Source organism: Glycocaulis sp. (genome assembly GCF_052168375.1).
Taxonomy (GTDB): Bacteria; Pseudomonadota; Alphaproteobacteria; order Caulobacterales; family Maricaulaceae; genus Glycocaulis.
Map to the genome: position 1 here is coordinate 1 of NZ_JBQLZR010000008.1, position 15,059 is coordinate 15,059.

A 15,059-nucleotide genomic window follows, 5' to 3' on the forward strand; every position below is an offset into this window, starting at 1 on the left:
CTCAGAACCGTCCCATCTGGTAGTCCAGCATGGCCTGGCGCACCTCGCCTTCGGTATTCATCACGAAGGGACCGCCCCACGCGATCGGCTCGCCGATCGGTTTTGCCGCCGCAAGGATGGCCCGCGCGCCCTCCGCTCCGGCTTCGATGCGCACCGCATCGCCGGGGCCGAACACACCGAGATTTGCCTCGGCAAGAATGGCACCTGCAACGCTGACCGAGCCGGTGTGGATTGCCAGAATGGTCGTCTTGTCGGCCAGTATCGGCTCTTCAAACACTGCGCCCGGCTCCATAACGAGCTCGGCGTAGAAAGGTTCAGTGGTGACATTCTTCACCGGGCCTTCGACGCCGGTGGATGTCCGGCCGGCGACGATGCGCGCCGTCACGCCGGGGCGCGTGTCCTCTGCCACTTGGGAGGCGGTGTATTCCTGATAGCCCGCAGGCTTCATCTTCTCGGAGGCCGGCAGGTTGATCCAGAGCTGGAAGCCGCTCATCAGCCCGTCTTCCTGCTCGGGCATTTCGGAATGGATGATGCCGCCGGCAGCTGTCATCCATTGCACACCGCCCGGCTCGATCACGCCTTCATGGCCCTTATTGTCCTTGTGACGCATACGCCCGGCGACCATGTAGGTCACCGTTTCAAAGCCGCGATGGGGATGTTCCGGGAATCCGGCGAGATAGTCGTCCGGATTGTCGGAATGGAACTTGTCCAGCATCAAAAACGGGTCGAGCACCCGCAATTCGGGCGTGCCCAGAAGCCGGGTCATCTTCACGCCGGCACCATCAGAGGCGGCCATGCCGCGCGTCATCTTCACCAGCGGGCGGTAAACGAGGGCCATCGCAAGCTCTCCTGTCCTTGTTGTGCACCGTGAAATGGGGCCTTTATCGGCGCAGGTCGAGGCAAGGCGCTCGCAGATTTGTGTTTCCGGGCGGGAAGAAATTGACATCGCGCGCGAGAGAAGGCCCGATGGACGCAAGGCAGATTGCGCGCTAATGCAGGCGCGAAACGGGCAGGACATGCCCGCACCATGGGCAGCAGGACGCCAGAGGCATTGAGGATTTGATGGATCAGCCATTCGTATTGGGTTGGGAAGAGTGGGCGTCCTTCCCCGAGCTCGGCATTCCGGCCGTCAAGGCAAAGGTCGATACCGGTGCGCGGACATCCGCGCTGCATGCGGTGTCGGTAGAGCCGTTCGGCCCTGACAATGCACCCCAGGTGCGCTTTGTCATTCACCCCATTCCCAGCCAGCCCGATGTCGAGATCACCTGTTCGGCCCCGGCGGTCGACCGGCGCGAAGTCACGTCTTCAAACGGCGAATCCGAGCTGCGCTGGGTGATCGAGGCAATGGTGCAGGTCGGCGACCGGCGCTGGCCGATCGAGCTGACCCTGACCAACCGGGAGAGCATGAATTACCGCATGCTGCTCGGCCGCACGGCCATCCGCGACGGTATCGTGGTGAACCCTGCCGTTTCCTACGTTCAGGGCAAGATCGGCTACAAGGTCTATTCCGACTATCCACGCCAGAAGCCGGTAAAGCGGCCCTTGCGCATCGCCATCCTGACGCGCGAACCCACCAATTATTCCTCCAAACGCCTGAAAAAGGCTGCTGAAGAGCGCGGCCACGTCGCCGAGATGATCAACACGGCGCGGTGCTCCATGGGCATCAACACGCTCTCGCCTGCGATCTATTATGACGGGCGCCGCCTGCCGCGCTTCGATGCCGTGATCCCGCGTATCGGCGCATCGATGACCAATTACGGCATGGCGGTGATCCGCCAGTTTGCCATGACCGGCGCCTACATCCTCAATCCCGCTGCCGCCATCGGGGCGAGCCGGGACAAGCTCTATGCCCACCAGCTTCTGGCGCGGGCCGGTATCGGTATGCCGTCAACCGCTTTTGCCCACTCGCCTAAAGACACCAAGACCCTGATCGAGCTCGTCGGCGGCGCGCCGCTGGTGGTGAAGCTGCTCGAAAGCACGCAAGGGCGCGGCGTGGTACTGGCCGATACAAAGAAAGCCGCCGAAAGCGTGATTGACGCCTTCCGTGGCCTTGAGGCCAACTTCATCGTGCAGGAATTCGTGAAGGAAGCTGGCGGAGCCGACATTCGCTGCTTTGTTGTCGGCGGCAAGGTGGTCGCAGCGATGAAACGTCAGGCCCAGGCCGACGAGTTCCGCTCCAACCTGCACCGCGGCGGCACAGCCGAAAGCGTGAAGATCACGCCGGAAGAACGCTCCACTGCCGTCAAGGCCGCCAAGGCCATGGGCCTGTCGGTTGCCGGTGTGGACCTGCTACGCTCCAATTCTGGCCCGAAAATCCTGGAAGTGAACTCCTCGCCTGGCCTCGAAGGCATCGAACGGACGAGCGAGAAGGACGTTGCCGGCATCATCATCGAGTATATGGAAAGCCAGGTGCAGACCCTGACCCTGCCGCGCACGCCGCGCCGCAAGGGCGCCCTGAAAGCCTCCGACGCTCCGGAAAATACCGAGCTGAACGTCATAGAGGCCAGTGGCAAGGCGGGCGCCGAAGCCGGCGAATAGGCGCCTACCTCGCCTTTCACAAAAAAAGGCCCGCCGTCGGGGAAAACGGCGGGCCCCTTAAAAAGCCGAACCTCTAAGAGGGGGATCAGTTCGGCAGTATGACGGCGTCGATGACGTGGATCACGCCGTTGGAGGCTTCGATGTCGGCGGTGATGACGTTGGCGCCATCAACCGTGACAGAGCCGTCTTCGCCAACCACGACATTGACGGTCGAACCTTGCAGGGTTTCCAGCTCGTAGCTGCCCGGGTCCACGCTGTCAGAGGTGTAGCTGCCAGCCACCACGTGGTAGGTCAGCACCGACTGGAGCTGTTCCAGATTTTCCGGCATCAGCAGCGTGTCAACCGTGCCTTCCGGCAGCGCGGCAAAAGCGGCATCGGTCGGCGCGAACACGGTGAACGGGCCTTCGGCCTTCAGCGCGTCGACAAGGCCGGCGGCCTGAACGGCGGCAACCAGCGTGTTGAAGTCGTCAGCGGCAACAGCCGTATCGACGATGTCAGCGGGCTCGTTATGATGATCGGCCAGAACCGGCGCGGCAAACAGGGCGGCGGCAGCAGCGGTCGAGGAAATCAGGGCAGTAAGACGCATGGAACTTGTCTCCGTTTCGGTTGACGAAACGAGGCCGCGTGTCCGGGGGAAAATCCGTCAGCCTCGCGGATACCGCATCCGGGTATCGGTGGGAATCTACGAAGCCCCCTGCGGGCTGGATCACCAGATGCGGAAAATTTCATTAAGGTTTGAGCATCAGGCGCAGAGCAAACGCTGGTCAGAACTGAACCGAGGGGCCGCCGATGGGGCCGGGAGGAATGGAGCGGGTGAAGGCCATCGAACCCCCGAGGGCGCGCCAGCGCCCGTCAGAGGAAAAGTCGGGGGATCGTCTGACATGCCGGAAGATTTGGAGCGGGTGAAGGGAATCGAACCCTCGTCGTAAGCTTGGGAAGCTTCTGCTCTACCATTGAGCTACACCCGCGCGGGCGCTGTCTCTCGCGCCGGACCGATGTACGGCGAAGCGTTTGTGCACGCAAGGGGCTGTCATCGGCCGCCCGCCTGCCCTACATGGCACAAACCAGACTTGGAGACTTCATCATGGCCGAAGCCCTGTCGATTGCGCCGGAAGGCGAGACTCTGAAAGAGGCCTATGCCCGCGTCGCGGAAGAAATCCGGTCGATCGTTTCAGGAGAGACGAGCGAGACCGCACGCTTTGCGACGGCGGCCTGTGTGCTCGTGCAGAATTTCGCGCCCCGCTTTTTCTGGACCGGCTTCTATGTGGTCGATCCGCTAAAGCCGTCCGAGCTGGTGGTCGGCCCGTATCAGGGCACGCTCGGGTGCCTGCGCATTCCGTTCGGCAAGGGCGTGTGCGGCGCGGCGGCGAAAAGCGGCGAGACACAGCTCGTACCCGATGTGCATGCCTTTCCCGGCCATATCGCCTGTGACAGCCGGACCAATTCGGAAATCGTCGTGCCGGTGTTCCGGGCCGATGGCTCGCTGGCGGCAGTCCTCGATGTGGATTCCGAAATACCCGACGCGTTCAGCGAGGACGACCGCGCTGGACTAGAAGCGATCTGCAAGCTCTTGCTGACGGCGTGAGCCTGCCAGGAAACCCGGCCTAGAAGAGCCCCAGAAACTTCCGGCGCTTGCGCGGAGCGGGTTGTTCGGCGGCGGGCGCGATTTCGGGCTCCACCGGCGTGCCGTCATGCCACTCGTCCGCACTTTCGTCCGGCCCGGCTAGGTTGAGGCCTTCAACCTCACCGGCAAAACCGGCCTGAGACTGATCAGCGGCAATCATCGGTGCCGGTTCGGCAATCGGGCGTTCGGGAGCATGGTGCGCAGGCGCTGCGGGCATGCAGATATCGGCATCGCACAAGGCATGGCCGAGCACGCCGGCCGTGTTCAGCGGCAGAGGCGAGTAAGGGCCTTGCGTGTCGGCGAGACCCAGCTGGCTGCGCACCTCCATGCGGAAGGCTCCGGCACGCGTCTCGATACGGTGGCGGCGGTCATCCTCCTCGCGCAGGCGTGACAGGTCGGCCGGGCGCGGGGCGCGTACAGCCATCGCGCTTTCATCGCGCACCTTTGCCAGAGCGGCGCGGGCGCGGTCGAGGTCAAGGCGCGAAGGCGTGTCGTTCCGGTCATCACTCATGGTCGCATCTCCCATGCCCGCCAGCCTTCAGGCCTTGCGAGCATACCATTCCACCCCGCCCGTCTGCGAGACCATCACCACATCGACATCACCGCCGACGCCGGTCTGGGTCATGTGCAGGCTGCTTTTGAGTATATTGAGTTCTACCAGCGCCTTGGACGTTTCGGCGATCTGGCGCTTGCCGGAGGCGGAAACCACCTGGATGAACGGGTTGATGAATTCCTCCTGGCTGACCGCATGGGCCGCCTTGATGAACTGGCCGGTGAGCGCGGGCAGGCTTGCCTGCCCGATACGCTCCATCACCTCGCCTGCCGCTTCGCCGTTGAGCCCCGCCTCACGCAAGGCAGCCTCGGCGGCTGCTTCGTTGGTGATGAGATTCATCGAGATCATCATGTCGAACATGAGCGGGTGGATGCCGCGCAGGAAGGCATGTGTCATGTCAGCCTGGGCAAAAGTGCGCACAAAGGCGTTCGGCCCGTTATCCACCCCAACCGCCGTGGTCTCGTCATGCGCGCGCTTCATCACCCCGTCGACGAGGATGGAGGCATAGTGATGAACATAGACCGGGAAGATGTCGGCAGAGCCAAACCCGGCAAACACGAGGCCCGCATAGGGTTCGAGGAAGGCCGGTTTCGTCACGATCAGATAGGCAAAATCGAACAGGCGCGCGCGCATCGCCTCGTCCTGTCCGAAACTGCCGAGCGCGGCAGCGATCAGCTCATCGAGCATCTCACCATAAAGCGCATAGAAGCGCTCGCGGGTCAGCCCTTCGAACACGTCCAGATCAGCGCGCGGACGCCCGCTCTCGTCATTGGCAAGATGGCTGCGGTAAAGCTCCAGCGCAGCCTCGAACGCCTCGGCATCGTCGTTGAAGCCCGCGCCGGGATAGCTCGCCATGGCGCGTGCATGGTTCATCAGCGTGAGGAAGGCCGCCCGCATCAGTTCCTCGAATTCCTCGCGTTCCTCGCGTTCGGGGAAGAGCTTGCGGTTGCCGTCGACAAAGGCAAAGAACGCCTTTGCACAGGCGGCCACACTCTCAAACTCGGTGCCACCATGCTGCTGGCGGAAGGCATGGGCGATCTGCGACCAGGACCGGCCCAGCACATCGCCGCGCGAATAGACCATCAGCGCGACCGAGCCATTGAGCGGCAGGATCTTTTCAGCCTCCAGCGTCACGACCGGCTCCGGTCCGCCGCCATAGGTCACCGCGCTGTCAGCGGCCAGTGCCACGGCCTGCCGGTTCATGATCATCACTTCAGATGTCATCGGCCCACTTCCCCTCGCCGGCATCCTGCCGGCCTGACTGTCCCGGGCGCTTTCGGCCCGTTTCACGGTCCCTCTGCTGCCCGTGCGGCAGCCCGTTAACAGAACGTTACCGCACGAATTGTCACGATGTTAAGCTCTAATCACCCGGTTAACCGTCTTTAGCCCTGGAGGCGACGCATGGACGACACGCAAAAGGCCGCGCCTCCCCCCTGGGCAGCGGGTACGGAAAACCGGATGGGCGAGCTCTATCCCACCCTCACCGCCAGCCAGATGGAGCGCCTGCGCAAGCGCGGCACCCGCAAGAGCTGGAAAGCCGGCGAGACGGTCTGGGCGCCGGGTGAGCGGTCAGTCGAGTTTCACCTCGTCGAGGAAGGCCGGCTGGATATTGTCCGCCCGGTGCGCGGCGGGGCAGGACAGGTCATCATTTCGCACGGTCCAGGCCGGTATTCGGGCGAAACCACCCTGATGTCCGGCCGTGCCTCGCTGGTTGGCGGCGTGGCGGGTAGCGACCTTGTCACCACTGCGCTCTCGGTTGCGGACCTGCGAGAGACGCTGTCGCGCGATGCAGAGCTGTCGGAGCTGATCCTGCACAGCTTCATCCTGCGCCGGATGCGCATGATTGCCGAAGGCCTCTCCGGCGTGCTGGTGATCGGCTCACCCTGGTCTGCCGGCACGATGCGCGTGCGCGATTTCCTGACCCGCAACGGCCACCCCCACACTTTCGTCGACCTGGAAGAGGCCGATGATATCGAGGCCCTGCTGGACGGGATCGAGATAGCGCCGGAAGACACGCCGCTGGTCTATACCGAGGCCGGAGCGCCCTTGCGCAATCCTTCGCTTTTAGAGCTGGCGCAGGTTCTGGGCATCGCGACCGATGTGAACCCGGAAGAGATTTTCGACCTTGCCGTCATTGGCGCAGGACCTGCAGGCCTCGCCTCGGCGGTCTATGCAGCCTCGGAAGGCCTGCGCACCGTGGTGCTTGAGACCACCGCGCCGGGCGGACAGGCCGGCACCAGCTCCAAGATCGAGAATTATCTGGGTTTCCCGACCGGCATTTCCGGTCAGGCCCTCGCCGGACGGGCCTATAATCAGGCGACGAAGTTCGGCGCGCAGATTCTCCTGCCCTGCAGTGTTGAGCGTCTGGCCTGTGAAGGCCCGCGCAAGCGCATCGAGCTTGATGACGGGCGGGTGGTGCGCGCCCGCGCGGTCGTCATTGCTTCGGGCGCGCAATACCGCAAGCTGGAGCTCGACAGTCTGGAACGCTTTGAAGGCGCGGGCATTCATTACGGTGCCAGCCATATCGAGGCCGGGCTGTGCCGGGGCGAGGATGTGGTGATTGTCGGTGGCGGCAATTCGGCCGGTCAGGCGGCGATCCATCTGGCGGCCCATGCCCGCCACGTGACCATCATGGTGCGCCGCGAGGGGCTGGAAGACACAATGTCCCGCTATCTCATCGCGCGCATCGAACAGGCGCCCAACATCACGCTGAAACCGTTTCACGAGATCATCGGCCTTGAAGGGAGCGATCATCTGGAGCGGATTCGCTGGCGTGACAATGCCAGTGGCGAAACCGGCGAGATGGAGCTTTGCCACCTCTTCCTGTTCGTCGGCGCAGACCCTTGCACCCGCTTTCTCGGCGATGACGTCGCTGTGGACGAAAAGGGCTTCGTGAAAACTGGCCCGGCGCTCAGCCCGGAAGACCTTCAGGCATCTCGCTGGCCGCTCGCCCGCCAGCCCTTCCTTCTGGAGACCAGCAAGCCGAACGTGTTTGCAGCAGGCGATGTGCGCTCCGCCTCTGTGAAGCGCGTGGCCTCAGCCGTAGGTGAAGGATCGATCTGCGTGCAGTTCATCCACCAGGCGCTGGCGGGAGGCTAGGGTCTGGCGGCAGGAAGCGCGGATCAATGGCCTCCGGGTTCAGCCGGGCGGGCCGCGCCCTGATGGCCCAGCGGATCACGAAGACGGTCAGGACCGCGATCAGGACGAGGCGCAGCCAGATGATCAGCCCGCCAAGACCGAACAGGATCAGGACGTAGCCGATCCCCAGCAGTGATACGGCGGCAAGCCCGGTCTGGAGTCCGTAGGACACCACCCCTGTGCCGCCCGAGTATTGCGCATCTGGTTTGGAAGCGCGCGCGAAAGCGAGCGTCTGGCGCATGAAGACGGCATAGGCTTCCGAGCGGGCCTCGAACCGGCCAACCCCGGCAAAGTGCATGTTTTCAACCACCACCTCCTCACGCCGTCCCTGCGCCCGGAAGACCAGCCGCGCGGAATATCGATCCGGTTTGAAGCGGCTGGGCGCATAGCCGAGCACCACACTTTCCAGCGTGCTCCAGTCGAACCGGCGGCTCTCGCCCCCGGGCCAGGTCTCGGTAAAGCCTTGCGCATCGGCGCTCCAGCTCCGCTCGCCCTTTTCAAAGGCATTGAGGCGGAGGCTGAAGCGGGCCGGCTCCATCAGGGCTGGCTCTGGTGGCCCGGCTGCAGGTGCCGGTCAAAGAAGGACATCTGCGTGCGCAGCAAATGGGTCTGCAAGGCAGGCGGACGGATACCGTGCCGCTGGCCGGGATAGGTCATGATGTCGAACACCTCGCCGCGCTCCTGCAACTCGGCAAAGAGGCGGGTGGAGTGGTCGAACGTCACATTGTCATCGGCCATACCATGTATGACGAGAAGCGGCGTCTCATACCCGTCGAGATGGGCAAAGACCGATCCCGCTTCATAGCCTGCGGCATTGTCCTGCGGGGTCGACATGAAGCGCTCGGTATAGTGCGTGTCATAGAGTGACCAGTCGGTGACCGGCGCACCGGCAATCCCGGCCGCAAACCGGCCCGGCGCCTGCAGCGTCGTCATCAGGGTCATGTAGCCGCCATATGACCAGCCCCACAGGCCGACCCGTTCAGCATTCACGAACTCGCGGGCCTGCAGCCAGTCGAGCCCGGCAAGCTGGTCCTCGACCTCCAGAATGCCCATGCGCAAATGCAGGGCGGCTTCAAAGGCGTGGCCACGGTTGGAACTGCCGCGATTGTCGACCTTGAAGAGGACATAGCCGGACTGGACAAGGATCTGGTCACGCAAGGATTGCCAGCCGCGCGTCACGGTCTGCACGCCCGGCCCTCCATAGACCTGAACGATGGCCGGGCACGGTGTCGACGCTGTGCAGTGATCGGGGCGGTACATCTGCCAGTGAAGGTCCGTCTCGCCATCCGCTGCGGTCAGCGTGCCGTATTCGGGCCAGACATGGCTCGCCAGATAGGGAGCATAGGGATGGGATTCGTTCAGCGGATTTTCCTCAACCCACGCGATGCGGGTGCCGTCCATGGCGTAAAGGCCCGTACTGGGAGGGGTCTCGACATCGGAATAGCTGCCGATGAAGGCAGAGCCGCCCGAGCCGACCGAGACGCTCCAGCGCCCTTCACCGGACGTGAGGCGCACCGGCTCGCCGCCTTCAAGGCTCACCGAGTAGAGGTGGCGCTCCAGCGGGCTTTCCATCCAGCCGGTAAACCAGACAGTGCCTGCCTCCTCGTCAACGCTTGAAATCCCGTCCACGACCCACTCGCCAGACGTGATGTCCTCTGCCGTGCCGTCGGCGTGGACACGGCGGATATGGCGGAAACCGGATTGTTCGGAGAGATAAAGAAGCCCGCCGCCGCTCATGGGGCGCAGATCATGATCCAGATTGATCCAGGTATCAGCCGTCTCGGTGATGCGCCGGGCGGCATCCTCGGCGCCCGTCACCGGGTTCAGGGCCAGCAAGTCCCACTGTGTCTGGGCGCGGTTCTGGCGCTGCACCCAGAGCGTGCCGCCAGACCGGCTCCAGTTGACGCGGTTGAGATAAATGTCTGTTTCGCTGCCAAGGTCCATGTCGCTCACCTCGCCTGTAGCGAGGTCGATCACATGCAGGCTGACAAGGGCGTTCGGCGTGCCGGCACGCGGATAACGCTGCTCGGAAACCGAGACGCCTTCGGCAGAAATGCCAAAGCGCTCCACCACCATGACCGGGCTTTCGTCCACGCGGGCAACCGCGATGCGGCTGTCATCAGGTGACCACCAATAGCCGGTATAGCGGCTCATCTCTTCCTGCGCGACGAACTCGGCCATACCCCAGCTGATCAGGCCGCCGCCTTCGGTCGTCAGCGCGCGCTCCTCGCCTGTCGCCAGATCGTGCACCCAGAGATTCTGGTCACGGATGAAGGAGACATATCCGCCGCGCGGGCTGACCTTGGCATCGGTCTCGAAGGCTTCGGTCTCGGTGAGGCGACGGGCCTCGCCGCTTTCCACATCAACGTAGAAAACATCGCCGTCGAGCGGCACAAGAACCGCCTCGCCTGCCTCATCCCAGTCATAGCCGACAACGCCGGAGGCGGTGATGCGGGCGCGCTCGCGGAACTGGATTTCGGCCTCGGTCAGCTCGCGCTCCTCGGGCGCAAGCTGGCGGGCATCGACGATCACATAGGTGCGTCCCGTCTCCACATCCATCGCCCAGAGGTCCTGCACCGTGCGATCATCCTCCTTGGCGCGCAGGAAGCTGATCCGGCTGCCGTCAGGAGAAAAACGTACCGAGCGCGCGGTCGGCCCGGTCAGGTCCGGCGAGGCGTAGAGCCGCTCGATGGTGAGGCGTTCACCCTCCTGTTCGAGAACGGGCGTTGCCGCCTCCTGACAGGACGCGACAATCAGGGCAGCGGGCAGGGCAGCCGGCAGGAAGGCGAGAGCGGTAAAGCGCATGAAAAAACGTCCGGACAGTGGAAACTGTCCGGACGCTACAAGGCTGATCGATTTATGGCCAGAGGCAGCCGCCCTCAGCCCGCTTCGCGGAAATTGTCCACTTCGAGGTCGTACTCGCGCACCTTGCGGTAGAGCGTGGAGCGGCCAAGGCCCAGACGGCGGGCCACTTCGGCCATACGGCCCGAATACGTCTCGATGGCAAACGCGATGAGATCGCGCTCGATCGATTCCAGCGGGCGCAGATGGCCCCCTGCATCGGTGATGTCCACCGGCAGGACGTGACCGCCTGCCGCCGCCGGCATATCCCCGGCCGGTTCGCTGGGCACAGCGCCCGGAGCTGCCATGGCGGGCCGTTCGGCCTCGGGCGCCCGCAAGGTCGGGTTGAGGCCCGAAATCTGCGGGAAATCTTCCGGCGTCAGATAGTCGCCATCACACAGCACCACCGCGCGGAAGACCGCGTTTTCGAGCTGGCGCACATTGCCCTTCCACTGGTGGCGGGCAAGCATGTCCATGGTCTCGGACGTGGCATCGAGCACGCTCTTGCCTTCCTGCGCGTTGAAACGCGCAATGAAGTGGCGCACCAGAGCCGGAATGTCGTCGGCGCGTTCAGCAAGGCTCGGCACCTCTATCGGGAAGACGTTCAGGCGGTAGAACAGGTCTTCGCGGAAGGCCCCGGTCTTCACCTGCTCGGCGAGGTCGCGATTGGTCGCAGAGATGATACGCACATCCACCTTGACCGGCTTCTTGCCGCCGACCGGATCCACCTCGCCCTCCTGCAAGGCGCGCAGGAGCTTGACCTGCATGTCGAGGGGCAGCTCCCCGATCTCGTCGAGGAAGAGCGTGCCGCCATCGGCTTCCTGGAACTTGCCCATGTGCTTGGCGACAGCGCCCGTAAACGCACCCTTCTCGTGACCGAACAGGGTTGATTCCACCAGGTTTTCCGGAATGGCCCCGCAGTTGACGGCCACGAACGGACGCCCGGCCCGGTCAGATGCTGCCATGATGGAGCGGGCAACCAGCTCCTTGCCGACGCCGCTCTCACCGGTGATGAGGATCGGAATGTTGGACTTCGCCGCACGCTCACCAAGGCGCACCACCTGACGCATGGCCGGCGCCGAGGCGATCATGTCCTCAAAGCCGAGCTGGCCGGACTTGGCACGCTTCAGGCGTGTCACTTCCCCGGTCAAATCGCGTACCTTGAAGGCGTTGCGGATCGAAACCGCAATGCGCTCGGGGCTGGCAGGCTTCACGAAGAAGTCCACCGCTCCGGCGCGCATGGCCCTGACGACCGTCTCGATACCGCCATGAGCGGTCAGGACGATAACCGGCAGGTCCGGCTCGCGCGCCTTGATGAGCTCCAGCGTCTCCTGACCGTCCATGCCCGGCATGATCATGTCCAGAAGGACGACATCGATGCCGCCACGCCTGATGCGTTCCAGCCCCGCCTCACCGCTTTCAGCGGTCTCGGGGTGGTGTCCCTGCTTTTCGAGGACCGCCTGCATCAGGCGGCGCTGCGTCGGATCGTCATCGACGATCAGGATAGTCTTGGCCATCTTACCCACACCCTTTTTTCCCACCGTGTCGGGAGGGGCTCCGGCCCTTGTGGCCACTTCGCAGTTTTCTGCGTAAGTGGCCGGGCTCTTGGTGAGCGCCTCCCCTGATGCGCACCGTTATGGGACACCTCCAGTTAAGGTCACGTGTAGAAGCCGGTCAGAATTGGTTAGGGTAAATAGAGGGTTAGCGGTTCATGAACGCGCCCCTGCCTGCCCTTGATTGACGCGCCGCCGCATGGGGCCTACCCAGAGCGCTTCCCGGCATTGCAGCCTCCTCCTGCCCTGCCGGCCCCTGGAAACGGAACGCCTGACATGGCTGAAAAAGAACGCCCGCCCTCGCCGCTTGCCGCCCTGGAAGGCAAAAGCCCGGCTGCGCCGAAATGGTTTGTGCGCGCACAGGAAGACAGTTTCGACGCTGGATCGATCACCCGGCTGGGCAGCACGATTGCGTGGAAGGCGTGGGGGACGCGCGGCGCGCCGGGCCTGATCCTCGCCCATGGTGGCACCGCGCACAAAGGCTGGTGGGATGCCATCGGGCCCTATCTGGCGCGTGAGGGCTACCGGGTGGTAGCTCCGGACCTCGCCGGAATGGGCGATAGCGGCTGGCGCGACACCTATTCCATGGAGGACCATGCCGGTGACTTGCTGGCTGCTGCGCGCGATGGCGGCGCGTTTGATGCGGGCAAGCCGGTGCTCGCCGGCCATTCCTTCGGCGGTTTTGTCACGCTGACCGCGTCGCTCCTGCTGGGCGACGAATTGCAGGCGGGCATCATCCTCGACAGCCCGATCCGTCCGCAGACCGAGCAGCGCGGGGATGCACCGCCACGCCGGGGCGGCCGGGTCTATGGCGACACGGCAGCGGCGCTGCAACGCTTCCGGCTTCTGCCCGACCAGCCGTGCGAGCATCTCTGGCTTCTCGACTACATCGCGCGCGGATCGCTGAAAGAGGTTGAGGGCGGCGTCACCTGGAAGTTCGATCCGGATCTGTGGGCCAAGCTCAGCTGGGAGCGGCGCGATCCGGAAAAGGCGGCAGCAAGCCTGAAATGCCCGCTCGCCTTTGTGCGTGGCGCCCAGTCGCGTCTGATGCAGGCAGAAACCTGGGACTATATGCGCTCGGTCTTTACCGCCTCACCCTTCATCAGCGTGCCCGATGCGAAACACCATCTGATCCTCGACCAGCCGCTCGCGGTCGCAAGCGTCCTGCAGGCGCTTCTGGAGGGGTGGGCAAAACGCCGCTGAGGGTGCAGCCGCATTGGTCTTGGCCACCGGGCAAACCCATGCTAATGCCCCATGAAAGCATCCCTTGGCGACACTGTTTCGGAGTTCCGACATGGCTACTGACTACACGCGCGGCGAGATGGACATTCGTGCCCAGCACTCCACCTATTTGAGCGTGATGAAAGTCGGCGTGTCGTCCTCGCTGGTGCTTGCCTATTCGGTTGTCTTCCTGACCTTCGCCTTTGCCACCGGCTCCGGCTGGTTCCCGGCGCTCGGCTATGCCCTCGCAGTGGGCGTCATTGGCGGCGTGGCCATGAAGCAGGGTGTCGGCTACTGGGTGACCACGGGCGTTCTGACCGTGCTGACGGCCATTATCGGCCTCGCGATTGCGGTCTTCACTGGCTAGCCAGCCAGCGGTTAACCAAATTCATCTTTGCGCATCTGCGAGATTCGCGCATTGTGACAGCCTGATGTTTTCCCGCCAGCGGCAGGACAGGACGTTACAATGCGCATAGCCGTTCTCACCGAAACCTTTCCCGGCGAAGCCCGCGTGGCGGCCACGCCCGATTCGGTGAAAGCGCTCCTGAAAGCCGGGGCCAGTGTCTCGGTGGAGAAAGGCGCAGGGCTTTCCGCCAGCATCACCGATGCGGCCTTCGAGGCGGCAGGTGCCAAATGCGTGACCCGCGCTGCGGCCCTGAAAGAGGGCGAGGTTTTCCTGACTGTGCGCCGTCCCGATGCGGCAACGCTTGGAAAGCTGCCCAAAGGCGCGCTTATCATCGGCCTTCTTGATCCGCACGGCGATACCGATTTCGCCAGGGCCTGCGCCGATGCGGGCGTCAACGCCCTCGCCATGGAATACACGCCGCGCATCACGCGCGCCCAGTCCATGGATGCGCTCTCCTCCCAGTCCAACCTTGCAGGCTACCGCGCCGTGATTGAGGCGGCCGGCCTCTATGGCCGCGCCTTCCCGATGATGATGACGGCGGCCGGTACGGTCGCAGCCGCCAAGGCGTTTGTCATGGGCGCAGGTGTGGCAGGCCTGCAGGCCATCGCCACCGCGCGCCGCCTCGGTGCAATTGTGTCTGCCACGGATGTGCGCCCGGCCGCCAAGGAGCAATGTGCCTCGCTGGGCGCCAAGTTCATCGCGGTCGAGGACGAGGAGTTCAAGGCCGCCGAGACCGCAGGCGGCTACGCCAAGGAAATGAGCGCCGAGTACAAGGCCAAGCAGGCCGAGCTCGTCGCCGCCCATATAGCCAAGCAGGATATTGTCGTCACCACGGCGCTGATACCGGGCCGGCCTGCGCCGCGCCTGATCACGAAAGCCATGGTGGAGGCCATGCGGCCCGGCTCCGTCATCATCGACATTGCCGCCGCGATGGGTGGCAATTGCGAGCTGACCAAGGCCGATGAGGTAGTGGATCATGGCGGCGTGAAAATCGCCGGATTTTCCAATCTGCCTGCGCGGCTCGCTGCGGACGCCTCACAGCTTCTGGCCAAGAATTTCGTCAATCTTGCCCCGCTCCTGCGCGGTGAGGATGGCGCACTCTCGCCTCAATGGGAGGACGAGATCATCAAGGGGATGACCCTGACGCGCGATGGCGCGGTAGTTCATCCCTCGCTTGGAGGATAG

Annotated in this window: 13 protein-coding genes and 1 tRNA gene; 6 read left to right on the plus strand and 8 right to left on the minus strand. The window is 64.0% G+C overall.

What is annotated here, in order from left to right; translation table 11 throughout:
* Nucleotide 1: 1 nt before the first annotated feature.
* On the minus strand, nt 2-838 hold the full coding sequence (locus ACTS2Z_RS00180) for a pirin family protein (RefSeq protein ID WP_442571216.1): 837 nt from the start codon (nt 836-838) through the stop codon (nt 2-4).
* A 224-nt stretch (nt 839-1,062) separates the two neighbouring features.
* Here ACTS2Z_RS00180 and rimK point away from each other — a divergent pair, with 224 nt between their 5' ends.
* Nucleotides 1,063-2,538, plus strand: coding sequence for a 30S ribosomal protein S6--L-glutamate ligase (gene rimK, locus ACTS2Z_RS00185; protein ID WP_442571217.1), 1,476 nt, complete (start codon nt 1,063-1,065; stop codon nt 2,536-2,538).
* Between the two features lie 85 nt (nt 2,539-2,623).
* On the opposite strand, the gene ACTS2Z_RS00190 is transcribed toward rimK, so the two are convergent.
* Together ACTS2Z_RS00190 and ACTS2Z_RS00195 are read right to left on the minus strand one after the other, a co-directional pair.
* On the minus strand, nt 2,624-3,124 hold the full coding sequence (locus ACTS2Z_RS00190) for a fasciclin domain-containing protein (protein ID WP_442571218.1): 501 nt from the start codon (nt 3,122-3,124) through the stop codon (nt 2,624-2,626).
* 308 nt (nt 3,125-3,432) lie between these two features.
* Nucleotides 3,433-3,506 (minus strand) — tRNA-Gly (locus tag ACTS2Z_RS00195).
* 116 nt (nt 3,507-3,622) lie between these two features.
* Here ACTS2Z_RS00195 and ACTS2Z_RS00200 point away from each other — a divergent pair.
* Nucleotides 3,623-4,123 (plus strand): GAF domain-containing protein, encoded by a 501-nt coding sequence (locus ACTS2Z_RS00200; protein ID WP_442571219.1) that lies wholly within the window; start codon nt 3,623-3,625, stop codon nt 4,121-4,123.
* 19 nt (nt 4,124-4,142) lie between these two features.
* On the opposite strand, the gene ACTS2Z_RS00205 is transcribed toward ACTS2Z_RS00200, so the two are convergent.
* Both ACTS2Z_RS00205 and ACTS2Z_RS00210 read right to left on the minus strand, forming a co-directional pair.
* On the minus strand, nt 4,143-4,688 hold the full coding sequence (locus tag ACTS2Z_RS00205; RefSeq protein ID WP_442571220.1) for a hypothetical protein: 546 nt from the start codon (nt 4,686-4,688) through the stop codon (nt 4,143-4,145).
* 12 nt (nt 4,689-4,700) lie between these two features.
* The gene (locus ACTS2Z_RS00210) at nt 4,701-5,939 is read right to left on the minus strand and encodes a hypothetical protein (protein ID WP_442571221.1); all 1,239 of its coding nucleotides are present in this window, start codon (nt 5,937-5,939) and stop codon (nt 4,701-4,703) included.
* Nucleotides 5,940-6,116: 177 nt separating this feature from the next.
* Between ACTS2Z_RS00210 and ACTS2Z_RS00215 the strand changes: the two genes are divergently transcribed.
* The gene (locus ACTS2Z_RS00215) at nt 6,117-7,814 is read left to right on the plus strand and encodes an FAD-dependent oxidoreductase (protein ID WP_442571222.1); all 1,698 of its coding nucleotides are present in this window, start codon (nt 6,117-6,119) and stop codon (nt 7,812-7,814) included.
* Here ACTS2Z_RS00215 and ACTS2Z_RS00220 read toward each other — a convergent pair.
* The 3 genes from ACTS2Z_RS00220 to ACTS2Z_RS00230 form a co-directional block, all read right to left on the minus strand.
* The gene (locus ACTS2Z_RS00220; RefSeq protein WP_442571223.1) at nt 7,786-8,391 is read right to left on the minus strand and encodes a hypothetical protein; all 606 of its coding nucleotides are present in this window, start codon (nt 8,389-8,391) and stop codon (nt 7,786-7,788) included. The genes ACTS2Z_RS00215 and ACTS2Z_RS00220 overlap by 29 nt on opposite strands.
* Entirely contained in the window at nt 8,391-10,658 is a 2,268-nt protein-coding gene (locus ACTS2Z_RS00225; RefSeq protein ID WP_442571224.1) for a S9 family peptidase, read from the minus strand. Before ACTS2Z_RS00225 ends, ACTS2Z_RS00220 begins: the two co-directional genes overlap by 1 nt.
* A gap of 74 nt (nt 10,659-10,732) precedes the next feature.
* Nucleotides 10,733-12,211, minus strand: a complete 1,479-nt coding sequence (locus ACTS2Z_RS00230; protein ID WP_442571225.1) for a sigma-54-dependent transcriptional regulator — start codon at nt 12,209-12,211, stop codon at nt 10,733-10,735.
* 312 nt (nt 12,212-12,523) lie between these two features.
* Between ACTS2Z_RS00230 and ACTS2Z_RS00235 the strand changes: the two genes are divergently transcribed.
* The 3 genes from ACTS2Z_RS00235 (at nt 12,524) to ACTS2Z_RS00245 (ending at nt 15,059) form a co-directional block, all read left to right on the plus strand.
* Nucleotides 12,524-13,450: an alpha/beta fold hydrolase gene (locus ACTS2Z_RS00235; protein ID WP_442571226.1), complete on the plus strand. Its 927-nt coding sequence runs from the start codon at nt 12,524-12,526 to the stop codon at nt 13,448-13,450.
* A 91-nt stretch (nt 13,451-13,541) separates the two neighbouring features.
* On the plus strand, nt 13,542-13,835 hold the full coding sequence (locus ACTS2Z_RS00240; protein ID WP_442571227.1) for an aa3-type cytochrome c oxidase subunit IV: 294 nt from the start codon (nt 13,542-13,544) through the stop codon (nt 13,833-13,835).
* Nucleotides 13,836-13,934: 99 nt separating this feature from the next.
* A complete protein-coding gene (locus ACTS2Z_RS00245; protein ID WP_442571228.1) occupies nt 13,935-15,059 on the plus strand; it encodes a Re/Si-specific NAD(P)(+) transhydrogenase subunit alpha in 1,125 nt (374 codons plus the stop codon).